We start from the raw sequence: 24,608 nt of genomic DNA on the forward strand, positions 1-24,608 counted from the left end.
GGTTTTTGAGGCCTTTGTACGTGACCAATGTCACAGCTTCAAGTAAGATTAGCGACCTTTTTCTGCGTAACGACTGACCTATTTTTCCTCGTCAGTTTCCTTTCAAGTTGCGCAAGAGTTACTAAAATAAATAGACCCATTTTCGAACAAATTTAGATGAGGTAGTCGATTCATGACATTTGCTTTGGGCCAGCGCTGGATCAGCGATACGGAGAGCGATTTAGGTTTAGGAACCGTTGTAGCATTGGATGCTCGTACTGTGACATTAATGTTTGCAGCTTCTGAAGAAAACCGCGTTTACGCTCGAAACGATGCGCCTGTAACCCGAGTGACCTTTAACGCTGGCGATGTGGTTGAAAGTCAGGAAGGGTGGTCTCTTAAAGTTGAGCAAGTTGTCGAAGACCAAGGACTACTAAGCTACATAGGTTCACGTGAAGACAGCGGTGAAGACGGTATTGTTCTGCGTGAAATTATGTTGAGCAACCAGATTCGTTTTAACAAGCCACAAGATAAGCTGTACGCGGGTCAAATCGATCGTATGGATAATTTTGTGCTCCGTTATCGTGCATTGGTGAACCAATACGAACAGCACAAGAGCCCAATGCGTGGTCTGTGTGGTATGCGTGCAGGCCTTATCCCTCATCAGTTATACATTGCACACGAAGTGGGTCGTCGTCATGCGCCACGTGTACTTTTGGCCGATGAAGTCGGTCTGGGTAAAACCATTGAAGCTGGTATGATCATTCACCAGCAAGTACTGGCTGGCCGCGCTGAGCGTATTTTGATTGTTGTACCAGAAACGCTGCAACATCAGTGGTTGGTCGAGATGATGCGTCGATTTAACCTGCACTTCTCCATCTTTGATGAAGAGCGCTGCATTGAAGCATTTGCCGACTCAGAAAACCCATTTGATACTCAGCAATATGTCCTCTGTTCGCTCGACTTCTTGCGCAAGAGTCGTAAACGTTTTGAGCAAGCACTGGAAGGTGAGTGGGATCTACTGGTTGTCGATGAGGCGCATCACCTAGAGTGGAGCCCAGAGAAGCCAAGTCGCGAATACCAAGTGGTTGAAGGTTTAGCCGAGCGTACGCCAGGTGTTCTATTGTTGACGGCGACACCTGAGCAGCTAGGTCGTGAGAGCCACTTTGCTCGTCTCCGCTTACTGGATTCTGATCGTTTCTTTGACTACCAAGAGTTCATCAAAGAAGAAGAGCAATATGCGCCGGTTGCTGATTCTGTTAGTGCGCTATTCTCTGGTCAAAAGCTGGCGGACGAAGCGAAAAACCAAATTACTGAACTGCTTTCTGAGCAGGATGTAGAGCCACTTTTCCGTATTATCGAAAGTGATAGCGACGAAGAAGCCAAAGCCGCTGCACGCCAAGAACTGATTGATAACCTAATGGATCGTCACGGTACTGGTCGCGTACTTTTCCGTAATACACGTGCTGCAATCAAAGGGTTTCCAACACGTAACGTTCACCTTCTGCCGATGCTGATCCCACAGCAGTACACGACCTCTATGCGTGTGTCGGGCATGATCGGTGGCAAGATGAGCTCGGAAGCACGTGCGTTAAAGAACCTATACCCAGAAGAGATCTTCCAAGAGTTTGAAGGGGATGATTCAAGCTGGTGGCAATTTGATAGTCGTGTTAACTGGTTACTTGAAAAAATTACCGAAAAGCGCAGTGAGAAAATTTTAGTTATTGCTTCTCGTGCGAGCACGGCTCTTCAGTTAGAACAAGCCCTGCGTGAGCGCGAAGGCATTCGAGCTACGGTTTTCCATGAAGGCATGTCGATTCTAGAGCGCGATAAAGCGGCGGCTTATTTTGCCCAGGAAGAGGGCGGTGCTCAGGTACTGATTTGTAGCGAAATTGGCTCTGAAGGTCGTAACTTCCAGTTTGCTAACCAACTGGTGATGTTTGACTTGCCGTTTAATCCGGATTTGCTTGAGCAACGTATTGGCCGTCTTGACCGTATTGGTCAGAACCGCGATATCGATATTCATGTTCCATACCTACAGGGTACTTCACAAGCCATTTTGGCGCGTTGGTTTGATGAAGGCCTTAACGCTTTTGCAGAAACCTGTCCGACAGGTCGCACGGTTTACGACAAATTCGCAGATCGCCTAATTGAAATGCTCGCGTCAGGCGACACGAGTGATTTAGATGATGTGATTGCTGAATCAGCGGTAATGAACAAAGAGTTAAAAGCTCAGTTAGAACAAGGACGTGACCGTCTATTAGAAATGCACTCTAATGGTGGTGAAAAGGCGCAAGCAATCGTCGATAAGATTGCAGCAACCGACGGCGATACTAACTTAGTGACTTTCGCTTTGAGCCTGTTTGATACCATTGGTCTGGATCAGGACGACAAAGGTGAAAATGCCTTAGTCGTGACGCCATCAGAGCATATGTTGGTTCCGAGTTATCCAGGTCTGCCTTATGAAGGTGCGACCATCACTTTTGACCGTGAAACTGCACTGTCTCGTGAAGATATGAACTTTATCAGTTGGGAACACCCAATGATTCAGGGGGGCATTGACTTACTGATGAGTGAAGGCGTAGGTACGACGGCGGTTTCACTACTGAAAAATAAAGCATTGCCAGTTGGTACAATGCTACTAGAACTGGTTTATAAGGTAGATGCTCAAGCACCTAAGCGCAGCGGAATCAGTCGTTTTCTGCCAACCACTCCAATTCGCTTAATGCTGGACGGAAAAGGTAATGACCTGTCTTCACAAGTCGAGTTTGAAAGTTTTAACCGTCAACTAAGCCCTGTGGGTCGTCATATCGCAACTAAGCTGGTTTCATCGGTACAGGCACAAGTACATCAGATGATTGAAGCCGGCGATAAGCTAGTGGTAGAAAAAGTCGACGCCATTCGCAGCCAAGCTCAACAAGAGATGCAAGCAAGCCTCAATGCAGAATTAGAGCGCTTACAAGCATTGAAAGCGGTGAACCCAAATATTCGTGATGAAGAACTTGAAGCGATTGAAGAGCAGATTAAGTTACTCACTGGCTATATTGGCCAAGCTCAGTACCAGCTAGACTCATTACGCATGATTGTGGTCTCTCACAACTAATTGGCGTCCTTTAATTGATAAACCCAGCTCTGAGCTGGGTTTTTGTCGGGTATCATTTATGGCAATGACAGAATACAACCCACCACGCGAACCGTGGGTTGAAATCGTGTTTGAAGACGAGCACATCTTAGCGGTGAATAAGCCGTCTGGTTTGCTTTCTGTTCCGGGGCGAGCAGCAGAACATTATGACAGTATGTGGTCTCGCTTGATGGAAAATTACCCTGATGTTCAGGTGGTTCATCGCTTGGATATGGATACATCCGGTCTGATGGTTTTCGCAAAGCATAAACATGCTGAAAGGGCGTTAAAGAAGCAGTTTCAATATCGACTGACGCACAAAGTCTATTATGCGCGGGTCTGGGGGTATGTCGAGCAACAAGAAGGAGAGCTCGATTTTCCATTGATTTGTGACTGGCCGAATAGACCGCGACAGAAGGTTTGCTATCAAGATGGTAAACCATCGAAAACCATTTTCCAGGTAGTGAAACGAGAAGAGAAAACCACCATCGTTAGATTGCTACCTGTTACAGGCCGCTCTCATCAACTGCGCGTTCACATGCAAGCGTTAGGACATCCTATTGTCGGAGATGAGTTTTATGCGGAGCAAGAAGCGTATGAATACTCAAATCGCCTAGAATTGCATGCGGCAGAGCTCAGTTTTTATCATCCGCGCAGTGAATGGCTGCGTAGTATTTTTGTACCGTGTGACTTCTATCCTGAAGCAGAAGAGATGATCTTTGATTATTTTGAACCTGTGCGAAAATTACCAGACTACAAAACGCTGCCACACCAATAACTGTTTATAAGGCAGCAACAAGGAGGTTATATGTCGCTGCCAACTGTTGTTTTTCTTGATCGAGCAACTATCCCTACGCAAATTGAATTGCCATCTCTTCCATTTCCGCATCATTGGATCGAGTACGATTTCACTACGCCAGAGTTGGTGGTTGAACGTGCTCACCAAGCAGAAGTGATCATTACTAACAAAGTGGTGCTAGATAGCAATATCTTGAGTCAACTAACCAACCTTAAATTGGTCGCTATCTCGGCTACTGGATTTAACAATGTTGATATCGACTATTGTCAGCAACATGGTATCGCTGTGACCAATGTGCAGGGCTATGCCACTCAGTCTGTACCAGAGCATGTGATTGCGATGATGTTTGCACTCAAACGCAATTTGAAAGGGTATCACAACGATATTGCGGCGGGAGAGTGGCAACGTAATAAACAGTTCTGTTTCTTTACTCATCCCATTAGCGATACTGCTGGCTCAACGATGGGGGTGATTGGCAGTGGAGCGTTAGGGCAAGCGACAGCAGCTGTGGCTAAAGCGTTGGGGATGCATGTTGTCTTTGCTGAGCGCAAAGGGGTTTCTCCGTGTCGAGAAGGTTATCTGCCGTTCGAACAAGTACTTGCACAAGCCGATGTGTTAACCCTACATTGCCCGTTAAGCGAAGAGACACGTCATCTTATCGGTCGCAATGAACTGGCTGCGATGAAGTCATCCAGTATCGTAATCAACACGGGTCGAGGTGGTTTGGTCGATGAGGAGGCGCTGGTGGACGCCCTAAAACAAGGTGTCATTCGCGGTGCTGGCGTCGATGTTTTTACCGATGAGCCAGCGGATGAGTCCAACTCACTCATTGCAAATATGCACTTACCAAACTTATTACTCACGCCACATGTTGCTTGGGGTAGTGATTCATCAATCCAAAATCTTGCCAATATTCTTATTGATAACATCAGTGCATTTATGGATGGGCGTGAGCAAAATCGAGTTGTATAGCGCCCAATTCACTGCTCGGCTGGCACCATTTGTTTCAGTCCTTGGTTGAAGAGTTTCATCAGCTCTTCGGCCTCTGGATGTGCTTTGGAAAACATTAAGTAACTGTCATTAGTGAGAAACGGTTTGGGGTTGTACGTGATCAACTCTTGAGTCTCAATTGGCATTTTCCCTAATGTGAACATACCGATATTTTTCTCTTCAGGAACGAGTTCAACCCTTCGATATTTGAGTAACTGGAAGGCCTTATTCGGGTTTTCAACTCGGTTTATTGTAATCTCTTCATCGGCTAACATTTTGTCGATATTGGCACCGTAGCTATAACCGAGTCCCCCTCCTAAATGTTTACCTTTGATATCCGCTAAGCTCTGCCATTGGAATGGATAGTCTTTACGATGGAAGAAGACAAACTGCTCTTGAGCAACGGGATCACTAAACAGAAAATGCTCGGTACGTTCTTGAGCAAACATCCACACAGCCGTAGCAACAAATTCGCCATCGCTGGCCTGTTTGTATGCGCGTTTCCAAGGGAAAAAGTGAAATTCGACCAGATAACCTTGTTTGGCAAATACGTCAGTAATTGTTTTCCCAACATACCCAAAATCTTCAAGCTGTTCTCCGATAAAAGGTGGCCAATTTCCGGCTGCAATTTTGATGACTTTTGGCTCATCAGGCGTCGAGGCTTGAGATGAGAAACAGGCCAAAAGTGCACCAACGAAAGCTAAGTAGTGTTTCATGTTCTGGTCTATTCGAGTTGTTCTTCTCTTAAAATTAGAATAATAATCGAAACAAACCAAGCCCATTCAATGATATAGATGTAAATAAAAAGGCTGGTCGTTAAGACCAGCCTTGATGTTATTTAATCTAAGAGAACAAACTTATAGCGCTGCAATTGTTGCTTTTTGCTCTTCTAGCTTAGTTAATGTCTCTTTGTAGCCTTCTAGCTTCTCACGCTCTTTTGCAACAACAGCTTCTGGTGCTTTAGCAACGAAGCCTTCGTTACCTAGCTTACCGTCAAGACGTTTGATTTCGCCTTGAGTCTTCTTGATTTCACCATCTAGACGAGCAAGTTCCGCATCTTTGTCGATAAGACCTGCCATCGGGATCATCAGTTCAGACTTAGCAACGAGTGCTGTTGCACACGCTGGCGTTTCTTCACCTGACTCAAGAACACGCACTGATTCAAGCTTCGCAAGAGACACAAGCACTTGTTTGTTTGCTTCTAGACGAGCAGCATCTTTTTCGTTTGCCGCTTTTAGCATAACTTCAAGCGGTTTACCTGGATTGATGTCGTACTCAGCACGTAGGTTACGAATGCTGGTGATGAATGACTTAACCCACTCGATGTCATCAAGAGCTTCTTGGTTGAAGTTCGCTTCGTCGTATTGAGGAAGCGCTTGAAGCATAATGGTGTCACCTTCAACGCCGTCAACAAGAGGCTTGATGCTCTGCCAAATAGTTTCGGTGATGTAAGGAATCACTGGGTGTGCTAGGCGAAGCGTCTTCTCTAGAACTGTGATTAGCGTGCGACGTGTACCACGTTGCTGAGCTTCATTTCCTTTCCATAGAACAGGTTTGGTTAGCTCTAGGTACCAGTCACAGAATTGGTTCCAGATGAACTCATAAATTGTGTTCGCTGCCATATCTAGACGGTAGTTATCTAGGTGGGCGTTGAACTCTTGCGCTGCAAGCTCAAACTGAGATTCGATCCACTTGTCTGCAAGAGAGTATTCAACTTCACCAGCACCAAAGCCACAATCTTGCTCTTCTGTGTTCATAAGTACGTAACGGCTCGCGTTCCATAGCTTGTTACAGAAGTTGCGGTAACCTTCTAGACGTTTCATATCCCAGTTGATGTCACGACCAGTAGAAGCCATCGCCGCGAGAGTGAAACGCAGTGCGTCAGTACCGTATGGTTCGATACCGTTTTCAAACGTCTTACGTGTGTTCTTCTCGATCTTCGCGGCAAGTTGAGGCTGCATCATGTTGCCAGTGCGTTTCTCAACAAGAGACTCTAGGTCGATGCCGTCGATCATATCGATAGGGTCAAGAACGTTACCTTTAGACTTAGACATCTTGTCGCCGTTTTCGTCACGGATTAGACCAGTAACGTAAACCGTTTTGAATGGTACTTGTGGTTTGCCATTCTCATCTTTACAGAAGTGCATCGTCATCATGATCATACGAGCAACCCAGAAGAAGATGATGTCAAAACCCGTAACCAATACATCTGAAGGGTGGAATGTCTTCAGGTCGTCAGTGTTTTCTGGCCAACCTTGAGTACCAAACGTCCATAGTGCAGAAGAGAACCAAGTATCCAGTACGTCGTCGTCTTGGCGTAGAACCACGACTGGCGCTAGGTTGTTGTTAGCACGAACTTCTTCTTCAGAGCGACCTACGTATACATTACCGTCATTGTCGTACCATGCTGGAATGCGGTGACCCCACCATAGCTGACGTGAGATACACCAGTCTTGAATGTCACGCATCCAAGAGAAGTACATGTTTTCGTATTGCTTAGGAACGAATTGGATTTCGCCATCTTCAACCGCTTTTGTTGCCGTTTCAGCTAGAGGCGCTGTGCGAACGTACCATTGATCTGTCAGCATTGGTTCGATAACCACACCACCACGGTCACCGTAAGGAACCGTTAGGTCGTGATCTTTCACTTCTTCAAGCAGACCCAGTTCGTCGAACTCAGCAACGATAGCCTTACGCGCAGCGAAACGCTCCATGCCACGGTATTTTGCTGGGATTTCTGTAGAGTAAGCATCGCTTGCTTCACCGTTTGTCGTGAAGACTTCAGCCGCATCACGGATATCAGCGTTGAAAGTTAGGATGTTGATCATTGGTAGCTGATGACGCTTACCTACTTCATAGTCGTTGAAGTCGTGCGCAGGTGTGATCTTCACACAGCCAGTACCTTTTTCCATATCCGCATGCTCATCGCCTACGATAGGGATGCGACGATCAACTATTGGAAGGATGATCTCTTTACCGATGAGATCTTTGTAACGAGGATCTTCTGGGTTAACAGCAACACCAGTATCACCAAGCATTGTTTCAGGACGAGTCGTCGCAACAACAATGTAGTCTTTGCCTTCGGCAGTTTTGACGCCGTCCGCTAGTGGGTAGCGGAAGTGCCACATATGGCCTTTTTTGTCTTTGTTTTCTACTTCTAGATCAGAGATCGCAGTGTGTAGCTTTGGATCCCAGTTCACTAGACGCTTACCGCGGTAGATAAGATCTTCTTCGTATAAACGAACGAAAACTTCTTGAACGGCATTTGATAGACCGTCATCCATAGTGAAACGTTCACGATCCCAGTCTACAGATGCACCAAGGCGGCGAAGCTGTTTAGTGATCGTACCGCCAGATTCACCTTTCCATTCCCAGATTTTGTCGATGAAAGCATCACGGCCATAGTCGTGTTTTGTTTTGCCTTCTTCAGCAGCAATCTTACGCTCCACAACCATTTGAGTCGCGATACCAGCATGGTCAGTACCTACCTGCCAAAGGGTGTTTTTACCCTTCATACGTTCAGCACGGATAAGTGTATCCATGATAGTGTCTTGGAACGCGTGGCCCATATGTAGGCTACCAGTGACGTTCGGTGGCGGGATCATGATGCTGTAAGCTTCTTTCGTCGTGTCACCGTGTGGCTTGAAGTAGCCTTTCTCTTCCCAAGCTTGATATAAAGCCTGTTCAATTGAAGTTGGGTTGTATGTCTTTTCCATAATCGCCTTTTTTCTCGTCGTATTTGGGCTGAACGCTGCGTTAACTGCACTCGCAAACCCTAATCAAATACTTAATGTATATTCATAGGGACTTACTCGTTGTTGCCTTGCTTTTAGCCCAACTATTTAGAGAAAATCTTATCTGGTTGATGGTAAATCTTAGTCAATCATTATAAGTGAACTCTCTAGATGGAGAGCTTAACTATAAGGATTGACCGTTAGTTGTGTTTGATTTCGATCGTTTGTAGCTGATAACCAGCTTGGCGGTAGATTTTATATCTTTCTCGCGCCAGTTGCTTGGCTTTTTCCTCGCAAGGGACGAAGTCTACCACCTCAGCAAACTTGTTCGCAAAGGTTGTCTCATTTTCAGCCAAATTTATTACTAATTGTCTGTTCCAAGAAGGCTTGACCCCCTGATAGCCAATCTCGATATTGGTTGCATATCTCGGGCCTTCACCGACTAGATTATGAGCCATAAACTCGCTGCTATCGACTTGCCAAAATCGTTCTGCTAACTGTTCTGCATGTGATTTATTATTGCAGTTAAGGTAGACCTTTGCTCCTTGCTTAGCAAAGTGACGAGTAAGAAACAGAATATACTCTTCGAATCCATCGGGGGTAGCCTGATGAGATTGTTCAGCAATGAGATAAAATGTAGCGTTCGCCATGCTCTGATCCTTTTTGCACACAAAGGCAGAAAATAAAAAAGGGCCTGTCGGCCCTTTTAAAGATGTTGAGGTTTATTCCTCTGTCTCTTGGCCACTGCGGTTAAGCAGGAATTGGACAAGCATCGAGACTGGACGGCCCGTTGAGCCTTTTGCTGCACCTGACTTCCACGCAGTACCTGCGATATCAATGTGCGCCCAGTGGTATTTCTTCGCGAATTTAGATAGGAAACAACCCGCAGTAATTGTGCCACCAGGGCGACCACCGATGTTTGCCATATCCGCAAATGGGCTCTTCAATTGCTCATGGTACTCATCAGCCATTGGTAGACGCCATGCACGGTCACTTGCTTGCTCAGAAGCGTTGACTAGCTCGTGAGAAAGAGGGTTATGGTTTGAGATAACACCGCTGATATGGTGACCTAACGCAATCACACAAGCACCCGTTAGAGTTGCAACGTCAACAACACAATCTGGCTCAAAACGTTCAACGTAAGTCAGCGCATCACAAAGAACGAGTCGACCTTCCGCATCGGTGTTCAGCACTTCAACAGTTTGACCAGACATCGTAGTTAGGATGTCACCAGGACGGTATGCATTGCTGCCTGGCATGTTTTCACAACCAGCTAAAACGCCGATAACGTTGATTGGCAGATTCAGTTTCGCCAATGCCTTCATGGTACCGAATACTGAAGCCGCACCACACATGTCGTACTTCATTTCGTCCATGCCTTCGCCAGGCTTAAGTGAGATGCCGCCTGAATCGAAAGTTAGACCTTTACCGACAAGAACGATTGGTTTTGCTTCTGGATCTGGGTTGCCCTTGTATTCCATGATAGACATCATAGATTCATTTTTAGAGCCACGGCCTACTGCTAGGTATGAAGTCATACCCAGTTTTTCCATCTCTTGTTCGCCAATGATTTTAGTCGTAACGCTTTCGTAATCGTCTGCTAGGCGACGTGCTTGCGAAGCTAGGTATGCAGGGTTAGCGATATTTGGTGGCATGTTGCCAAGATCTTTCGACGCTTTAACACCAGATGCAATGGCTAGACCATGTGCGATCGCTTTTTCACCTAGGTTTAGTTCGCGGCGTGTAGGTACGTTGAATACCAGTTTACGCAGAGGGCGACGTGTTTCTGGTTTAACACTCTTGAATTGATCGAAGGTGTAAAGACCATCTTTCGTTGCTTCTACCGCTTGACGTACTTTCCAGTATGTATCGCGGCCTTTAACGTGCAGTTCAGTCAGGAAGCAGACGGCTTCCATCGAACCAGTCTCGTTAAGTGTGTTGATGGTTTTTTGAATGATCTCTTTGTACTGACGTTCGCCAAGCTCACGTTCTTTACCACAACCAACGAGTAGTACGCGCTCTGATAGCACGCCTGGTACTTGATGAAGTAGGAGCATTTGCCCCGGTTTTCCTTCCAGATCACCACGGCGAAGTAGTGAACTGATATAGCCATCGCTGATTTTATCTAGCTGCTCAGCAACTGGAGAAAGGCGACGTGGCTCGAACACGCCCACAACGATACACGCGCTGCGCTGCTTCTCTGGACTGCCACTTTTTACACTGAACTCCATGCGTACTCCTACATCCTGAAGACAAATAGAACTAAATGTTAGATAATGCCGTCTTACTTGTTGATTCCTTACTCGGAACTATCCTTAAATAAGCGCATTAACAGTTAGCCAAAAAATTTAAAAATAAAAGGTTCAACGGGAAATTATAGTGATTCAATTAAAAAAACAAGTTTTGTATAGGTAATTTCAGCGTGATTATTGTTAGATATTTGATCCGCGAGACACTCAAAAGCCAATTAGCGATATTTTTCATCCTGTTTTTAGTGTTCCTCAGCCAAAAACTGATTAAGGTTTTGGCTGATGCTTCGGATGGGGATATCCCCGCGAGTTTGGTCATGCATTATGTTGCCTTGAGCATGCCGTCGATGGGCCTACTGATGTTACCTCTGAGCCTGTTCTTAGGTATTTTGCTGACTTTTGGTCGCTTATATGCGGAAAGTGAAATTACGGTTATGAATGCCACTGGCATTGGTAACAAGTTCTTGATCCGTGCAGCTCTGTACCTTGCTGTCATTACCGGAGTTATTGCTGGTTTTAACTCATTTGTCTTTTCACCCTACAGCCAAGACAAATTGGTTCAGCTTCAAGAAGAAGTTGAAGCGGAAAACAGCGTCGATCTGCTTAAAAAAGGTCACTTCCAAGGCACGCCTGACGGTTCATCGGTGGTTTTCATCGATGATATTGATGGCAAACAACTTAAGCATGTTTTTGTCGCGCAGATGAGACCGCGTGACTCTATATTGCCGAGTGTTTCATTCTCGCAATCAGGTGAAGTGAAAGAGCTAAGCGATGGGCGTCAGGTTATTCGCATGTATGATGGTACTCGCTACGAAGGCGTGCCAACGCGAGTGGATTACATGGTGACGAAATTTGATCAATACGAAGGTCTGATTGGTCAGCGAGACGTCAAACGTAAAGGGCGTGATTGGGAAGCAATCCCAACGCTAGAATTGATTCAAAATCCAGATCCGAGAGCGCAAGCAGAATTACAGTGGCGTATTTCTCTCGTGGTGTGTATCCCATTACTGACCATGTTGGTCGTACCTCTATCGGCGGTTAACCCTCGTCAGGGTCGTTTTGCCAAAATGGGGCCGGCAATATTAATTTACTTAGCGTACTTCCTTTCGATTAGTGCAACCAAATCTGCGCTTGAAGATGGCTCTATTCCAGCATTTATTGGTATGTGGCCAATCAATGCTGCATTACTGTTAACTGCAATCGGCATCAACTCGATGGACAGCATACCTGTTCGCCGCTTTAAAGATAAATTAAGACAAAGAAAGAAGGCAGCGTAAGTCGTGTTTAAAATTCTCGATCTCTATATCGGCAAAACCATCATTGCCACGACCTCTCTAGTGCTGGCTACGTTTGTTGGTCTGTCTGCCATCATCAAATACGTTGAACAGCTGCGTAAAGTCGGCGAAGGTTCTTACGATCTTATTCAAGCACTGTTTTTTGTGCTGTTAAGTATTCCTCGTGATATTGAAATGTTCTTCCCAATGGCGGCACTGTTAGGGGCTCTGATTGGATTAGGGATGTTGGCTTCAAGCTCAGAACTTGTGGTAATGCAGGCGGCGGGATTTTCTAAACTAAATATCGGTATGTCTGTGCTTAAAACGGCAGTGCCTCTGATGGTATTGGTGACACTACTCGGTCAGTGGGGCGCCCCTCAGGCTCAAAAAATGGCACGTGATTTACGAGCTTTTTCTACATCTGGTGGTGCGATCTTATCGGTGCGAACGGGTGTGTGGGCGCGTGATGCCAACGATTTTATCTTTATTGGTAAAGTCGAAGACGACAAAATCTATGGCATGAACATGTGGCGTTTTGATGCGAACAAGCGCCTCGAAAGTGTCGTCCATGCTGCGACGGTAGAGTATGTTTCTGATAACACTTGGACCATGAAGGATGTTGAGCTCACTGAGATGGTGGATGAAGTCGAAATTTCGAAGCAAAGCCTACCAGAGTACAGTTGGACGACCTCTCTAGCCCCAGATAAGTTAGCGGTTGTAACGGTAAAACCAGAAGAGCTTTCTTTGGGCGGACTTTATGATTATGTCAGTTATCTCAAGGCATCGGAGCAAGACCCTTCACGCTACGAGCTAGCGTTTTGGCGCAAAGTCACTCAGCCGTTTTCTATTGCGGTGATGATGCTGATGGCGCTCTCTTTTATCTTTGGTCCTTTGCGTAGCGTGACCATGGGTGCTCGTATTCTTTCGGGCGTTATTGCCGGATTCACCTTCTATATTTCGAGTGAGTTCTTTGGTCCTCTTAGCTTGGTTTACAACATTCCCCCAGTATTTGGTGCGGTCATGCCAAGCGTGGTATTCCTGACCATCGCATTGATGTTATTGCGTCGAAAACTGTAGCGCGAAACATATGAAAAAAGGCAGCCAACTGGCTGCCTTTTTAATATCTAAAGAAGTTTCTTTAATCGATACAGCTCTTCAAGAGCTTGTCTTGGAGTGAGATCGTCTGGGTCGATATTCGCAAGCGCTTGTTCAACTTCGCTTGGCTCTGGAATCAAGCTCAGTTGATTGGCGATGTCGACGGCAGGTGATTGGCTTGGTCTTTCACCGTTGAGACTGAGTTGTTCGAGCTGAGTGAGTTTCGCGCGAGCATTTTTAATAACGCTCTTCGGTACGCCAGCAAGTCCAGCAACGGCAAGACCATATGACTTACTTGCTGCCCCTTCTTGTACGGCATGCATAAATGCAATGCTGTCACCGTGTTCTACGGCGTCAAGATGGACGTTCGCCAGATGTGGAATTTGATTCGGCAACTCGGTCAGTTCAAAGTAGTGAGTGGCAAACAAGGTCATTGAACCTAGCTGTTTTGCCAGCCATTCTGCACTGGCCCAAGCCAGAGATAGACCATCGTAAGTACTGGTGCCTCGACCAATTTCATCCATCAACACTAGGCTATTTGCGGTTGCATTATGAAGAATATTGGCGGTTTCTGTCATTTCAACCATAAAAGTCGATCGTCCTGAAGCCAAATCATCAGATGCACCAATGCGGGTGAAGATACGGTCGATTGAGCCAATTTGTGCAGACTCAGCTGGTACGTAAGAGCCGATGTGAGCCAGTAACGCAATCAAAGCGGTTTGGCGCATATACGTGGATTTACCACCCATGTTAGGGCCAGTAATAATCAGCATCTTGCGCTTTGAGTTGAGCTCAATTGGGTTGGCGATGAAAGGTTCATCCATCACTTGTTCAACGACAGGGTGACGACCATTCTTAATCTGAATACCCGCTTCTTTCGTTAAGTTAGGACGGCAGTAATCTAAGCTGTCGGCTCGTTCGGCAAGGTTTTGAAGAACGTCAATTTGCGATACGGCTGAGGCGAGATTCTGCATCTGTTCTAGATGAGGTAACAATAGGTCAAATAACTCTTCCCAAAGCTGTTTCTCGACCGCGAGCGCTTTTGATTTCGAGTTTAAAACCTTATCTTCATGCTCTTTAAGTTCAGGGATGATGTAGCGCTCGGCGTTCTTTAACGTTTGGCGGCGCACATAATGGGGTGGCACAAGGTGACTTTGCCCGCGGCTGACTTGGATGAAGAAACCATGAACGTTGTTGTAACCCACCTTTAGGCTGTCAATGCCGTGGCGTTCGCGTTCCTCTTGTTCGAGTTGATCAAGAAATTCGGTTGCACCATCTGCGAGTTTTCGCCATTCGTCGAGTTCTTCGTTGTAGCCAGTCGCAATAACACCACCATCACGAATAACAACGGGTGGATTCTCTTTAATTGCGCGTTCGAGCAAATCACAAACATCGTCCATTGGTGCGGCAAATTGTGCCAGCTTAACCAAATAAGGGTTGGCTAAGCTGCCCATGCTTTCTGCTAACTCTGGTAACTGCTGCATGGCGAATCGAAGACGAGCCATGTCACGAGGTCGAGCACTGCGTAACGCAAGTCGTCCTAAGATGCGCTCAATATCCCCGATTTGTTTGAGAACAGGATGGAGTTCAGAATAGACCGCCTGCTCTTTGAGCTCAGTGATGGCGTTGAGACGTTGGTTGAGTGTATCGATGTCACGCATTGGCTGATGTAACCAGCGCTTGAGCATGCGACTGCCCATAGCTGTCGCGGTGTGATCGAGCACTCCCGCCAATGTATTGTCTGTACCACCGGCAAGGTTATGAGTGATCTCTAGATTGCGGCGCGTCGCTGCATCGAGGATGACTGAGTGATCTTGACGGTCAAACGTTAAAGAGCGGATATGTGGCAAAGCGGTACGTTGAGTATCTTTGACGTACTGGATAAGACAGCCCGCAGCACACAAGCCGAGCTTGGCATGTTCAACACCAAAGCCAACCAGATCTTTGGTACCAAACTGTTGGTTGAGCTGTTGTTTTGCGGTGTCGAGTTCAAACTCCCACACAGGACGACGGCGGTTACCATTACGGCCGTTCATCAACTGAACAGGTTCAAAGTCCTCGGGAAACAGTAGCTCACGGGGGGCGGTACGTTGCAGCTCTGCAGCCATGGCTTCATCGGTTTCTGGCTCCATTAACTGGAAGCGTCCGGAGGTAACGTCAAGTGTTGCGTAACCGAATTTGCCGTTGTGATGGTAGATGGCAGCGATTAGATTATCTAAACGCTCAGAAAGCAGAGCCTCGTCCGTCACTGTACCCGGAGTGACAATACGCACCACGGCGCGTTCGACGGGACCTTTACTTGTTGCGGGATCGCCAATCTGTTCACAAATAGCGACGGATTCACCAAGCTGAACGAGTTTTGCTAAGTACCCTTCGACAGCATGAAAGGGCACACCAGCCATAGGAATAGGCTCACCAGCGGACGCCCCACGTTTAGTCAGCGAGATGTCTAATAGCTGAGATGCGCGCTTGGCATCATCGTAGAAGAGTTCATAGAAGTCTCCCATTCGATAAAACAGCAGAATATCTGGGTTCTCAGCTTTTAGCTTGAGATATTGCTGCATCATAGGAGTGTGTTTTTGTTCAGCTTTCACGGGCAACGTCTTTCGTTTATTTCTATTGCGGCTTAGGATACGTGAATAGCCATTCTGCGAAAAGATGCAATAGGGGGATTTAGACATGGAATCACAGCAAATTCTGTCACTAAAGTTGGGCGAGCAACTTAGCCAACGTGGTTTTGTTCTCACGACAGCAGAATCTTGTACTGGTGGAGGTGTCTCCGCGGCGATTACCGACATAGCCGGAAGTTCAGGTTGGTTTGACCGTGCTTTTATCACCTATAGCAACGAAGCCAAAATGGAGATGCTTGGGGTAAAGGAACTAACGCTTGAATCCTATGGCGCTGTCAGTGAACAAACGGTTGAAGAAATGGTAAAAGGTGCGCTGGCAAATTCGAATGCCAACATTGGCGTATCGATCAGTGGTATTGCTGGGCCAGGAGGGGCGACTGAAGGTAAGCCTGTCGGTACAGTCTGTTTTGGCTGGGCAGACAAAAGTGGGTGGTTGAAAGTGGCGACCTATTACTTTGCTGGCAATCGCTCTCAAGTGCGTCAACAGGCTGTCGAAGTGGCTTTGAAAGTACTGTATGAACAGTTGAAAAGTGACAGTCAATGATTACTGTAATAATTTAAAGTAATTAAAAATCAGATGGATATCATCAAATTTCAAAAAAAATCCCTACAGCTATGGACACTGTATGAATCAACAGTATAATGACTTTCATTGATTGCTTAGCGAAAAAGCTGAGCGGAAGAATTTGATTGATATTCATCAGCATTAGATGAGTCATTTGGAGAAAGTGATGGACGAGAACAAACAGAAGGCGCTCGCCGCTGCGCTAGGTCAAATCGAAAAGCAATTCGGTAAAGGTTCGATTATGCGCCTTGGTGACAACCGTGCAATGGACGTAGAAACAATTTCTACAGGCTCACTTTCTTTAGATATCGCTCTTGGTGCTGGTGGTCTGCCAATGGGTCGTATCGTAGAAATCTACGGTCCTGAATCTTCTGGTAAAACAACACTAACTCTTGAGCTAATCGCTGCTGCACAGCGTGAAGGTAAAACTTGTGCGTTTATTGATGCGGAGCATGCGTTAGATCCTGTATACGCGAAAAAACTCGGCGTAGATATCGATGCTCTACTTGTTTCTCAGCCTGATACTGGCGAACAAGCACTAGAAATTTGTGATGCGCTAGCGCGTTCAGGTGCTATCGACGTAATGGTAGTGGACTCGGTTGCAGCACTAACACCTAAAGCTGAAATTGAAGGCGAAATGGGTGACAGCCACATGGGTCTACAAGCACGTATGCTTTCTCAAGCAATGCGTAAGCTAACAGGTAACCTAAAGCAGTCTAACTGTATGTGTGTTTTCATCAACCAAATCCGTATGAAGATTGGTGTGATGTTTGGTAACCCTGAGACGACCACTGGTGGTAACGCCCTTAAGTTCTACGCTTCTGTACGTCTTGATATTCGCCGTACTGGTTCTATCAAAGAAGGTGACGAAGTTGTCGGTAACGAAACTCGCATCAAAGTGGTTAAGAACAAGATTGCTGCACCATTTAAACAAGCTGAGACGCAAATTCTATACGGTCAAGGCTTCAACCGTGAAGGTGAGCTAATTGATCTAGGTGTGAAGCATAAGCTGATTGAAAAAGCGGGTGCTTGGTACAGCTACAATGGCGACAAGATTGGCCAAGGTAAGGCAAACGCAGGTAAGTTCCTACGTGAAAACCCTGAAGCCGCGAAAGAAATTGATACTAAGCTACGTGAAATGCTGCTTTCACCAGCGGAAGAGCAGCCTGCTGCTGAAGTTGAATTAGGTCAGATGCCAGAGCAAGAAGAATTTTAATTCTGTTTAGTGAAATCAAAGCCCTGCGAATGCGGGGCTTTGTTCTATCTAGAATTTGAAAACAAGTAAGTTATGTTTCAAAGAAAACCACCCACATTATCGAGTAAAGAAGCGGCTATGCAGCTGCTAAGCCGCCGTGATCATGGTGAGTATGAGCTTTATCAAAAATTGAGCTTAAAAGGCTATGAAGATGAAGCGATTCAAGAGGCGATCAACTTTTGCCTTGATCACAATTATCTTGATGATCTGCGTTATGCAAAAAGTCAGATACGCCAGCATGTTTACAAAGGACATGGCGAGAGAAGGATTCGCCAAGAATTAAATCAAAAGCGTGTCGCTGAGGCCACGATAGAAAAAGCGATGGAGCAAGAGCCTCAAGATTGGTTTGAATTGGCAAAAAGTGTAGCAGAGAAGAAATTTAAAGGGATTAAAGCCAAAGACGCAAAAGAGTACGCCAAACAAGTCCGATTCCTGCAATATCGTGGCTATAGTTTTGAACAAATTAGCTATGCTCTAAATCATGAGGCATAAGTAATTTTTTCTAATTCGAGTTCCGGTAATAATGCCTACCCATGATGTCGCTACTATTGTTCCAGACATACTGAGTTGCTTTTTCACGCAGCACATCACGGCTCTGAGAATGAACGTTTAAGGCAACCGAACTTCTTTTTTTACTGCTTATTAAAACCCGATAACTTCTGATAACCGACTGTCAGATTGTGAGAGTGCCATTACTCTCGAGGGCAGTCCCCTCCTACAGAATAAAGAGCAAAATAGTCTGCTTAATGTAGGAATGCTCCTGAATGCACTGTATAGAATTGACAACATCGTAGCCTACATCTAACCATACGCTTTAAAGGGGTATTAGCCATGTTTAGCAAAGGAGTGATGTATGCCGCAACCATGCTATTTAAAGATTATTGGCAAGAACCAAGGTTTTATTACACATAGAAAATTTAGTGTTTGACCAAGCTTTAGAAAGCACAGGAAAAGAACATGAATTTTGGAAGTGCGTTTACAACGCTATGTAGTCTAACGTCTATTTTAATTTGTCCACTAGTTAATGCGACAGTGGAGGTTGAACAGCAAATAATTTCAAGTGAATCTAAAAATGCCTACAAGAATTTTTTGCAAAAAGTGGATGAATGTTCAGATAAAAAAACTCGAAATATCAACCCATACCCAATTAGTTCTTGGCTAATATCACTACCAAGAAAAAAACAGATATCTACGCTTTCATATCTACATCACTTGGCACAATATAACTGTTCAGCAAAAGAGCAAGTTATCTTAGTTGATTCATTGCAAAGAAATAATGAAAAGAAAGTGATTGCAATAATGGCAGAAAAAGGTTGGTTAGACGCTCCAGTTTTGAAACATAAAACTGAATTCACAGAAGAAGATAAAAGGTCACTGCAAATATTAATCGATAAAAACTACCTCCCATTTAACGGGGTTGAGCTTGATTCAATAATTAGAAAGCTAAGACCTGAAATTGATGAAAAATGAAATGTACTAACTAGCCCAGATTAAATCTGAAACCTCATCGATAGGCTTATGTAGCACTACTCATTGAAAGCGAGGTGTATCTGTAGTTCGTTTCTAATATGTGTTTAGTTCTTCAGGTGTGTTTTATGTATTCACTTCACAATCAACCGCTGGTTTCATCAAAGCAAAGCACATGCGTTAGTACTATAGATGTGTTAGCTATGTTATCGAGCTAAAGAAACGGTTAAAGACACAAAAGAGTACGCTAAGTAAGTCCGACACCTGCAATATCGTGGCTATAGTTTTGAACAAATTGGCTATGCACTCAATTCGGATTGCGAGGATTAACCGAGAATAAGCAGCTTGATCTGGAGATTTGTCGTGAATTGCAGGATCAACTGGCTCTTTTCTGCGAGAAAACTAGTCGTAGCGTGAACCATGATCTACAATAGCGCAAAAATTTCACTCGACTATTTTTCAGGAAGAGCTGCATGTACATGAGCACTGATGAGGTTCGTAACGCGTTCCTTAAGTTCTTTGAAAGCAAAGGACACCAAATCGTAGACAGTTCATCGTTGGTTCCACATAACGATCCAACCCTGCTATTCACAAACGCAGGTATGAACCAATTCAAAGATTGCTTCTTAGGCGCAGAAAAGCGTGCCTACACTCGAGCAACTACGGCTCAGCGTTGTGTACGTGCGGGTGGTAAACACAACGACCTTGAAAATGTGGGTTTTACAGCTCGTCACCATACTTTCTTTGAAATGCTAGGTAACTTCAGTTTTGGTGATTACTTCAAAGAAGATGCGATTGCGTTTGCATGGGAATTCCTCACTGAGACATTAAAACTGCCTACTGATCGTCTACTGGTAACGGTTTACGAGACAGATGATGAAGCATTCGAAATTTGGAACAAGAAAGTAGGTGTTCCCGCTGATCGTATTATCCGTATCGGCGATAAAGAAGGCGGTAAGCAGTACGAGTCTGATAACTTCTGGACTATGGGTGACACTGGTCCTTGTGGTCCATGTACTGAAATTTTCTACGATCATGGTGAGCACATCTGGGGTGGCCGTCCAGGTACTCCTGAAGAAGATGGTGACCGTTTCATCGAGATCTGGAACAACGTCTTTATGCAGTTCAACCGTCATGCTGATGGCACGATGGAGCCGCTACCAAAACCTTCGGTAGACACGGGCATGGGTATCGAGCGTATCTCTGCAATCATGCAAGGCGTACACTCAAACTACGAAATCGACGTATTCCAAAAACTAATCAAAGCAGCGGCTGAAACCATTGGTTATGAAGATTTATCTAACCAGTCTCTACGCGTGATTGCTGACCATATCCGTTCTTGTTCATTCTTGATCGTTGATGGTGTCATGCCTTCAAATGAAGGCCGTGGCTATGTTTTGCGTCGAATCATCCGTCGTGCAGTTCGTCACGGTAACAAACTTGGTGCGAAAGGCGTATTCTTCCACAAACTGGTAGGTGTTCTTGCTGAAGTCATGGGCAGTGCTGGTGAAGAGTTGAAGAAACAACAAGCGGTTGTAGAAAAAGTTCTACGTATCGAAGAAGAGAACTTCGGTCGCACGCTAGAGCGTGGTATGGCGATTCTGAATGAAGCGTTAGATAACCTAGAAGGTAAAGTGCTAGACGGTGAAACCGTATTCAAACTTTACGATACTTATGGTTTCCCTGCTGACCTGACAAACGACGTTGCGCGTGAGCGTGATTTCGCTATCGATGAAGAAGGCTTCGAGAAAGCGATGGAAGAGCAGCGTCAGCGTGCTCGTGAAGCAGGTCAGTTCGGTACAGACTACAACGCAACCATCAAAACGGAAGCAGAAACAGAGTTCTGTGGCTACGCTGGTACTCAAGGTGACAGCACAGTAGTAGAGATTTTTGTTGAAGGCGAAGCGGCTGATACTTTGTCTGCGGGTGACAAAGCCATCATCGTTCTTGGCGAGACTCCGTTCTATGCTGAGTCAGGTGGTCAATGTGGTGATGCTGGTCTTCTGAAGACGGAATCGGGTCTATTCAAAGTTGAAGACACCCAAAAACTCGGTAATGCGATTGCTCATCATGGCGTAATGGCTGAAGGCGTTCTAGCTAAGGGTGACCAAGTTGAAGCGGTTGTCGATGCAGAGCGTCGTGCAGCGATCTCACTAAACCACTCTGCAACGCACTTACTGCATGCAGCATTAAGACAAGTTCTTGGCGAACACGTAACGCAGAAAGGTTCTCTCGTTAAGCCTGAAAACCTACGTTTCGACTTCTCTCATCTTGAAGGGGTAACGGCGGCTGAACTTAAAGAAGTTGAGCGTCTTGTCAATGCGCAAGTTCGTCGTAACCACGTTATCGAAACTAATGTCATGGACATCGAATCTGCGAAGCAGAAAGGTGCGATGGCACTCTTCGGCGAGAAGTACGATGACGAAGTTCGCGTGCTATCGATGGGCGAATTCTCTACTGAGCTTTGTGGTGGTATCCACGCATCAAACACCGGTGATATCGGTCTATTCAAGATCATTTCAGAAGGTGGTATCGCAGCAGGTATTCGTCGTATTGAAGCGGTAACCGGTGAAGCAGCACTTGACGCAATTGAAGCTCAACAAGCTAAGTATGAAGAGAAACTGGCTGAATCTGCTTCTAAAGCGAAAACGCTAGAGAAGGAAATCCAGAAGCTGAAAGACAAGATGGCTGCAGCAGAAAGTGCAAACATCATGGGTAAAGCTCAGGAAATTAATGGCGTTAAAGTACTTATCGCTGCAATGGAAGGTGCTGATAGCAAGAACCTACGTACTATGGTTGATGACATCAAGAACCAAATGGGTAGTGGTGTTGTAATGCTTGCAAACATCAGTGATGGCAAGGTTGGTCTAATTGCGGGCGTAACTAAAGATCTGATCGGCAAAGTGAAAGCCGGAGATCTTGTTAAGATGGTTGCAGAGCAAGTTGGTGGTAAAGGCGGTGGTCGTCCAGATATGGCTCAAGCGGGCGGTACTGACGTGTCTGCGTTACCAAAAGCGATCGAAAGTGTTCAGCCTTGGCTAGAAGAACGCCTATAGACATCGAATATTAAATGATAACGCTCAATCAGTTCTTTGATTGAGCGTATTTTTTTTGAGCTAACCAAGTGGTTTAATTAGTTGTCCAAAAGACGGCTAAATAGGCCGCTTGGTTTTTGTTATAACTACTGCAAACAATATTCAACATATTGAATGTGGTCCGAATGAGACTTTGGTCTTGGGAAGGTGAAGACTGGTGAAAAAGCCCCTTATCGTGCAAAAGTTTGGTGGAACATCTGTAGGTTCCGTAGAAAGAATTCATACAGTAGCCAAACACATCATTAAGGCGAAAAATGATGGTAATCAAGTTGTCGTAGTTGTCTCTGCGATGTCTGGTGAAACAAACAGACTAATGGATTTGGCTAAACAAGTAGACAGTGTACCTACTGCTCGAGAACTTGATGTTTTGCTCTCTGCTGGTGAACAAGTGTCCATGGCACTGCTGGCAATGACTTTAAATAAATTAGGTCATTCCGCTCGTTCACTTACCGGAGCACAAGCGAACATTGTGACGGATAATCAACACAATGACGCGACGATTAAACATATTGACACTAGCGCGATAGATGAACTGTTAGCGCAAGACCAAATTGTCATAGTGGCAGGTTTTCAAGGTATCAATGAGAATGGGGATATCACCACCCTGGGAAGGGGCGGTTCTGATACCAGTGCTGTTACTCTCGCTGGTGCGTTGAGTGCAGATGAGTGCCAGATATTTACCGACGTTGATGGTATTTACACTTGCGATCCTAGAGTGGTTTCTTCAGCGAAGAAACTGGATGTCATTGATTTTCCTTCGATGGAAGAGATGGCTCGTAAAGGCGCAAAAGTGCTTCATTTACCGTCGGTTCAGTACGCTTGGCGTAACAATGTACCATTGCGAGTGCTGTCGACGTTTGACACTAACAGCGGCAGCTTAGTCAAAGGGGAGCAGTGTTTGGCCTCGGTATGTGGCGTCGCTATTCAACGTGATATGTGTCTGATCAAGATTGAGAAAGATGCGCTTTGTGGTTTAAAAACACAGTGCCAGATGATAGGTGTGACGATTTGGAATGTGATCGAGCATGCAGAATGGGTAGGTGTAGTGATAAAACACGATGCTTATGCAAAACTGGAACTGGTTTTCAACGATAAAATCCGTAATAGTGAATCGGTAAGCTTATTGACCGCAGTAGGCCTTCATGTCGAAGGACTGGTTGAAAGGTCATACGCTTTGCTCTCAGAGCAGGGGATCGATATTGAGCATTATGCGGTAAACCCACAATCGCTGATGCTAGTGTTGCAACCCGAATGTGTCGACAAAGCGGCGAACATACTGCATGATGCTTACATTACGTCTTCGCAGGCACTCGATTGCCAACAAAAACATGCCTTTTTAGGCTAGATTCGAACCACAATAGAGTTTACGAAAATATCACTTTTGTTGGATAATAGCTTTGTAGCAAGATAAATCAGAGATTACTCAAGGAGCACAGAATGCTAATTTTAACTCGCCGCGTTGGCGAAACTCTAATGATCGGTGATGAAGTCACAGTAACTGTACTGGGTGTTAAAGGTAACCAAGTACGTATCGGCGTAAATGCACCGAAAGAAGTGTCTGTTCACCGTGAAGAAATCTACATGCGCATTCAGGCAGAAAAAGGTAATGGTAACGTTGCATCTGGCAACTACTAATTACACAAATAGGCTGACGATTTGTCAGCCTTTTTTGTAATGTGAAGGCACCTATTTACAGTAAAAAGAGCGAATTAGCACCGCTTTGATTAAATAGCCAACGGTTGGATGTTTTTTTACTAATTTTGCCAAGAAAGTGTTTGACATATTTTTGGTAAATCGTAATATGTGCCTCCGCAAGACGGTGAGGTGGCCGAGAGGCTGAAGGCGCTCCCCTGCTAAGGGAGTATACGGTTTGTAGCCGTATCGAGGGTTCGAATCCCTCCTTCACCGCCATTCTTGCTTCTTCTTTCTAAGAAGAATTGTTCTTCGGAACAGCTTTAAAACAAACTTTCTTTAGCAAGAAAGCATAGCGCGTCCTTAGCTCAGCTGGATAGAGTACCTGGCTACGAACCAGGCGGTCGGAGGTTCGAATCCTCCAGGACGCGCCATAATTTCCTTACCAGGGAATAAAACGGTGAGGTGGCCGAGAGGCTGAAGGCGCTCCCCTGCTAAGGGAGTATACGGTTTGTAGCCGTATCGAGGGTTCGAATCCCTCCCTCACCGCCATTAATTGGCTTATGGCCAATTTTTTTGTTTTAAAGCCCTGTTGTTTCAAAGAACTAGTGTGATATACTTCACAACTCTCGTTTTCGAGATCATTGCGCGTCCTTAGCTCAGCTGGATAGAGTACCTGGCTACGAACCAGGCGGTCGGAGGTTCGAATCCTCCAGGACGCGC

17 protein-coding genes, 4 tRNA genes and 1 pseudogene are annotated in these 24,608 nt (G+C 45.5%); 17 read left to right on the top strand and 5 right to left on the bottom strand.

The features are described from left to right. Positions 1–172 precede the first annotated feature (172 nt). Genes rapA through ACQEXP_RS14400 form a run of 3 tightly spaced genes read left to right on the top strand, consistent with a single transcriptional unit; the run spans position 173 to position 4,871 of the window. Positions 173–3,082: an RNA polymerase-associated protein RapA gene (gene rapA, locus ACQEXP_RS14390; RefSeq protein WP_269377978.1), complete on the top strand. Its 2,910-nt coding sequence runs from the start codon at positions 173–175 to the stop codon at positions 3,080–3,082. 58 nt (positions 3,083–3,140) lie between these two features. Further along, the gene (gene rluA, locus ACQEXP_RS14395; protein ID WP_426970607.1) at positions 3,141–3,878 is read left to right on the top strand and encodes a bifunctional tRNA pseudouridine(32) synthase/23S rRNA pseudouridine(746) synthase RluA; all 738 of its coding nucleotides are present in this window, start codon (positions 3,141–3,143) and stop codon (positions 3,876–3,878) included. Between the two features lie 30 nt (positions 3,879–3,908). Then, positions 3,909–4,871 carry a D-2-hydroxyacid dehydrogenase gene (locus ACQEXP_RS14400; RefSeq protein ID WP_426970608.1) on the top strand — a complete coding sequence of 321 codons (963 nt, stop codon included), beginning with the start codon at positions 3,909–3,911 and terminating at the stop codon, positions 4,869–4,871. Positions 4,872–4,879: 8 nt separating this feature from the next. On the opposite strand, the gene ACQEXP_RS14405 is transcribed toward ACQEXP_RS14400, so the two are convergent. From ACQEXP_RS14405 to pepA, 4 genes are all read right to left on the bottom strand, one after another. Then, a complete protein-coding gene (locus ACQEXP_RS14405) occupies positions 4,880–5,605 on the bottom strand; it encodes a substrate-binding periplasmic protein (protein WP_426970609.1) in 726 nt (241 codons plus the stop codon). 141 nt (positions 5,606–5,746) lie between these two features. Next, positions 5,747–8,605, bottom strand: a complete 2,859-nt coding sequence (locus ACQEXP_RS14410; protein WP_269377982.1) for a valine--tRNA ligase — start codon at positions 8,603–8,605, stop codon at positions 5,747–5,749. A 218-nt stretch (positions 8,606–8,823) separates the two neighbouring features. Then, positions 8,824–9,273: a DNA polymerase III subunit chi gene (locus ACQEXP_RS14415; RefSeq protein ID WP_331427266.1), complete on the bottom strand. Its 450-nt coding sequence runs from the start codon at positions 9,271–9,273 to the stop codon at positions 8,824–8,826. 72 nt (positions 9,274–9,345) lie between these two features. After that, positions 9,346–10,854, bottom strand: a complete 1,509-nt coding sequence (pepA, locus tag ACQEXP_RS14420; RefSeq protein ID WP_138971941.1) for a leucyl aminopeptidase — start codon at positions 10,852–10,854, stop codon at positions 9,346–9,348. 191 nt (positions 10,855–11,045) lie between these two features. Here pepA and lptF point away from each other — a divergent pair, with 191 nt between their 5' ends. Further along, on the top strand, positions 11,046–12,149 hold the full coding sequence (gene lptF, locus ACQEXP_RS14425) for an LPS export ABC transporter permease LptF (protein ID WP_331417754.1): 1,104 nt from the start codon (positions 11,046–11,048) through the stop codon (positions 12,147–12,149). A 3-nt stretch (positions 12,150–12,152) separates the two neighbouring features. After that, entirely contained in the window at positions 12,153–13,223 is a 1,071-nt protein-coding gene (lptG, locus tag ACQEXP_RS14430; RefSeq protein WP_138971942.1) for an LPS export ABC transporter permease LptG, read from the top strand. A gap of 47 nt (positions 13,224–13,270) precedes the next feature. Here the strand turns inward: lptG and mutS are convergent, their stop codons facing one another. Beyond that, complete coding sequence (mutS, locus tag ACQEXP_RS14435) at positions 13,271–15,835, bottom strand: DNA mismatch repair protein MutS (protein WP_426970611.1); 2,565 nt, start codon at positions 15,833–15,835, stop codon at positions 13,271–13,273. 85 nt (positions 15,836–15,920) lie between these two features. On the opposite strand from mutS, the gene ACQEXP_RS14440 reads away from it, so the two are divergent. From ACQEXP_RS14440 to ACQEXP_RS14495, 12 genes and pseudogenes are all read left to right on the top strand, one after another. After that, complete coding sequence (locus ACQEXP_RS14440; RefSeq protein ID WP_269377986.1) at positions 15,921–16,415, top strand: CinA family protein; 495 nt, start codon at positions 15,921–15,923, stop codon at positions 16,413–16,415. Positions 16,416–16,602: 187 nt separating this feature from the next. Further along, positions 16,603–17,652 carry a recombinase RecA gene (gene recA, locus ACQEXP_RS14445; protein WP_269377987.1) on the top strand — a complete coding sequence of 350 codons (1,050 nt, stop codon included), beginning with the start codon at positions 16,603–16,605 and terminating at the stop codon, positions 17,650–17,652. Between the two features lie 72 nt (positions 17,653–17,724). Beyond that, entirely contained in the window at positions 17,725–18,183 is a 459-nt protein-coding gene (gene recX, locus ACQEXP_RS14450; protein WP_426970614.1) for a recombination regulator RecX, read from the top strand. A gap of 465 nt (positions 18,184–18,648) precedes the next feature. Continuing rightward, positions 18,649–19,161: a hypothetical protein gene (locus tag ACQEXP_RS14455; protein ID WP_426970616.1), complete on the top strand. Its 513-nt coding sequence runs from the start codon at positions 18,649–18,651 to the stop codon at positions 19,159–19,161. Positions 19,162–19,386: 225 nt separating this feature from the next. Then, positions 19,387–19,488, top strand: a pseudogene (locus ACQEXP_RS14460) (recombination regulator RecX); the annotation flags it as partial. 143 nt (positions 19,489–19,631) lie between these two features. Then, positions 19,632–22,214, top strand: coding sequence for an alanine--tRNA ligase (alaS, locus tag ACQEXP_RS14465; protein ID WP_269377989.1), 2,583 nt, complete (start codon positions 19,632–19,634; stop codon positions 22,212–22,214). A gap of 196 nt (positions 22,215–22,410) precedes the next feature. Next, positions 22,411–23,598, top strand: coding sequence for an aspartate kinase (locus ACQEXP_RS14470; protein ID WP_426970618.1), 1,188 nt, complete (start codon positions 22,411–22,413; stop codon positions 23,596–23,598). 92 nt (positions 23,599–23,690) lie between these two features. Beyond that, positions 23,691–23,888 carry a carbon storage regulator CsrA gene (gene csrA, locus ACQEXP_RS14475; protein ID WP_004415691.1) on the top strand — a complete coding sequence of 66 codons (198 nt, stop codon included), beginning with the start codon at positions 23,691–23,693 and terminating at the stop codon, positions 23,886–23,888. A gap of 183 nt (positions 23,889–24,071) precedes the next feature. After that, a tRNA-Ser gene (locus ACQEXP_RS14480) sits at positions 24,072–24,164 on the top strand. Positions 24,165–24,242: 78 nt separating this feature from the next. Further along, positions 24,243–24,319, top strand: a tRNA-Arg gene (locus ACQEXP_RS14485). 25 nt (positions 24,320–24,344) lie between these two features. Next, positions 24,345–24,437 (top strand) — tRNA-Ser (locus ACQEXP_RS14490). Between the two features lie 96 nt (positions 24,438–24,533). Then, a tRNA-Arg gene (locus tag ACQEXP_RS14495) sits at positions 24,534–24,607 on the top strand. Position 24,608: the final 1 nt, after the last annotated feature.

This window comes from Vibrio sp. TRT 1302, assembly GCF_050113875.1.
Lineage (GTDB): Bacteria > Pseudomonadota > Gammaproteobacteria > Enterobacterales > Vibrionaceae > Vibrio.

What these genes read in the sequence shown, in the direction of transcription:
- rluA (WP_426970607.1), top strand. Translation starts at nt 3,141, where the DNA reads ATGGCAATGACAGAATACAACCCACCACGCGAACCGTGGGTTGAAATC.
- csrA (WP_004415691.1), top strand. Translation starts at nt 23,691, where the DNA reads ATGCTAATTTTAACTCGCCGCGTTGGCGAAACTCTAATGATCGGTGAT.
- ACQEXP_RS14405 (WP_426970609.1), bottom strand. Translation starts at nt 5,605, where the DNA reads ATGAAACACTACTTAGCTTTCGTTGGTGCACTTTTGGCCTGTTTCTCA.
- ACQEXP_RS14440 (WP_269377986.1), top strand. Translation starts at nt 15,921, where the DNA reads ATGGAATCACAGCAAATTCTGTCACTAAAGTTGGGCGAGCAACTTAGC.
- ACQEXP_RS14415 (WP_331427266.1), bottom strand. Translation starts at nt 9,273, where the DNA reads ATGGCGAACGCTACATTTTATCTCATTGCTGAACAATCTCATCAGGCT.
- ACQEXP_RS14455 (WP_426970616.1), top strand. Translation starts at nt 18,649, where the DNA reads ATGAATTTTGGAAGTGCGTTTACAACGCTATGTAGTCTAACGTCTATT.
- ACQEXP_RS14410 (WP_269377982.1), bottom strand. Translation starts at nt 8,605, where the DNA reads ATGGAAAAGACATACAACCCAACTTCAATTGAACAGGCTTTATATCAA.
- rapA (WP_269377978.1), top strand. Translation starts at nt 173, where the DNA reads ATGACATTTGCTTTGGGCCAGCGCTGGATCAGCGATACGGAGAGCGAT.
- ACQEXP_RS14400 (WP_426970608.1), top strand. Translation starts at nt 3,909, where the DNA reads ATGTCGCTGCCAACTGTTGTTTTTCTTGATCGAGCAACTATCCCTACG.
- recA (WP_269377987.1), top strand. Translation starts at nt 16,603, where the DNA reads ATGGACGAGAACAAACAGAAGGCGCTCGCCGCTGCGCTAGGTCAAATC.
- pepA (WP_138971941.1), bottom strand. Translation starts at nt 10,854, where the DNA reads ATGGAGTTCAGTGTAAAAAGTGGCAGTCCAGAGAAGCAGCGCAGCGCG.
- alaS (WP_269377989.1), top strand. Translation starts at nt 19,632, where the DNA reads ATGTACATGAGCACTGATGAGGTTCGTAACGCGTTCCTTAAGTTCTTT.
- recX (WP_426970614.1), top strand. Translation starts at nt 17,725, where the DNA reads ATGTTTCAAAGAAAACCACCCACATTATCGAGTAAAGAAGCGGCTATG.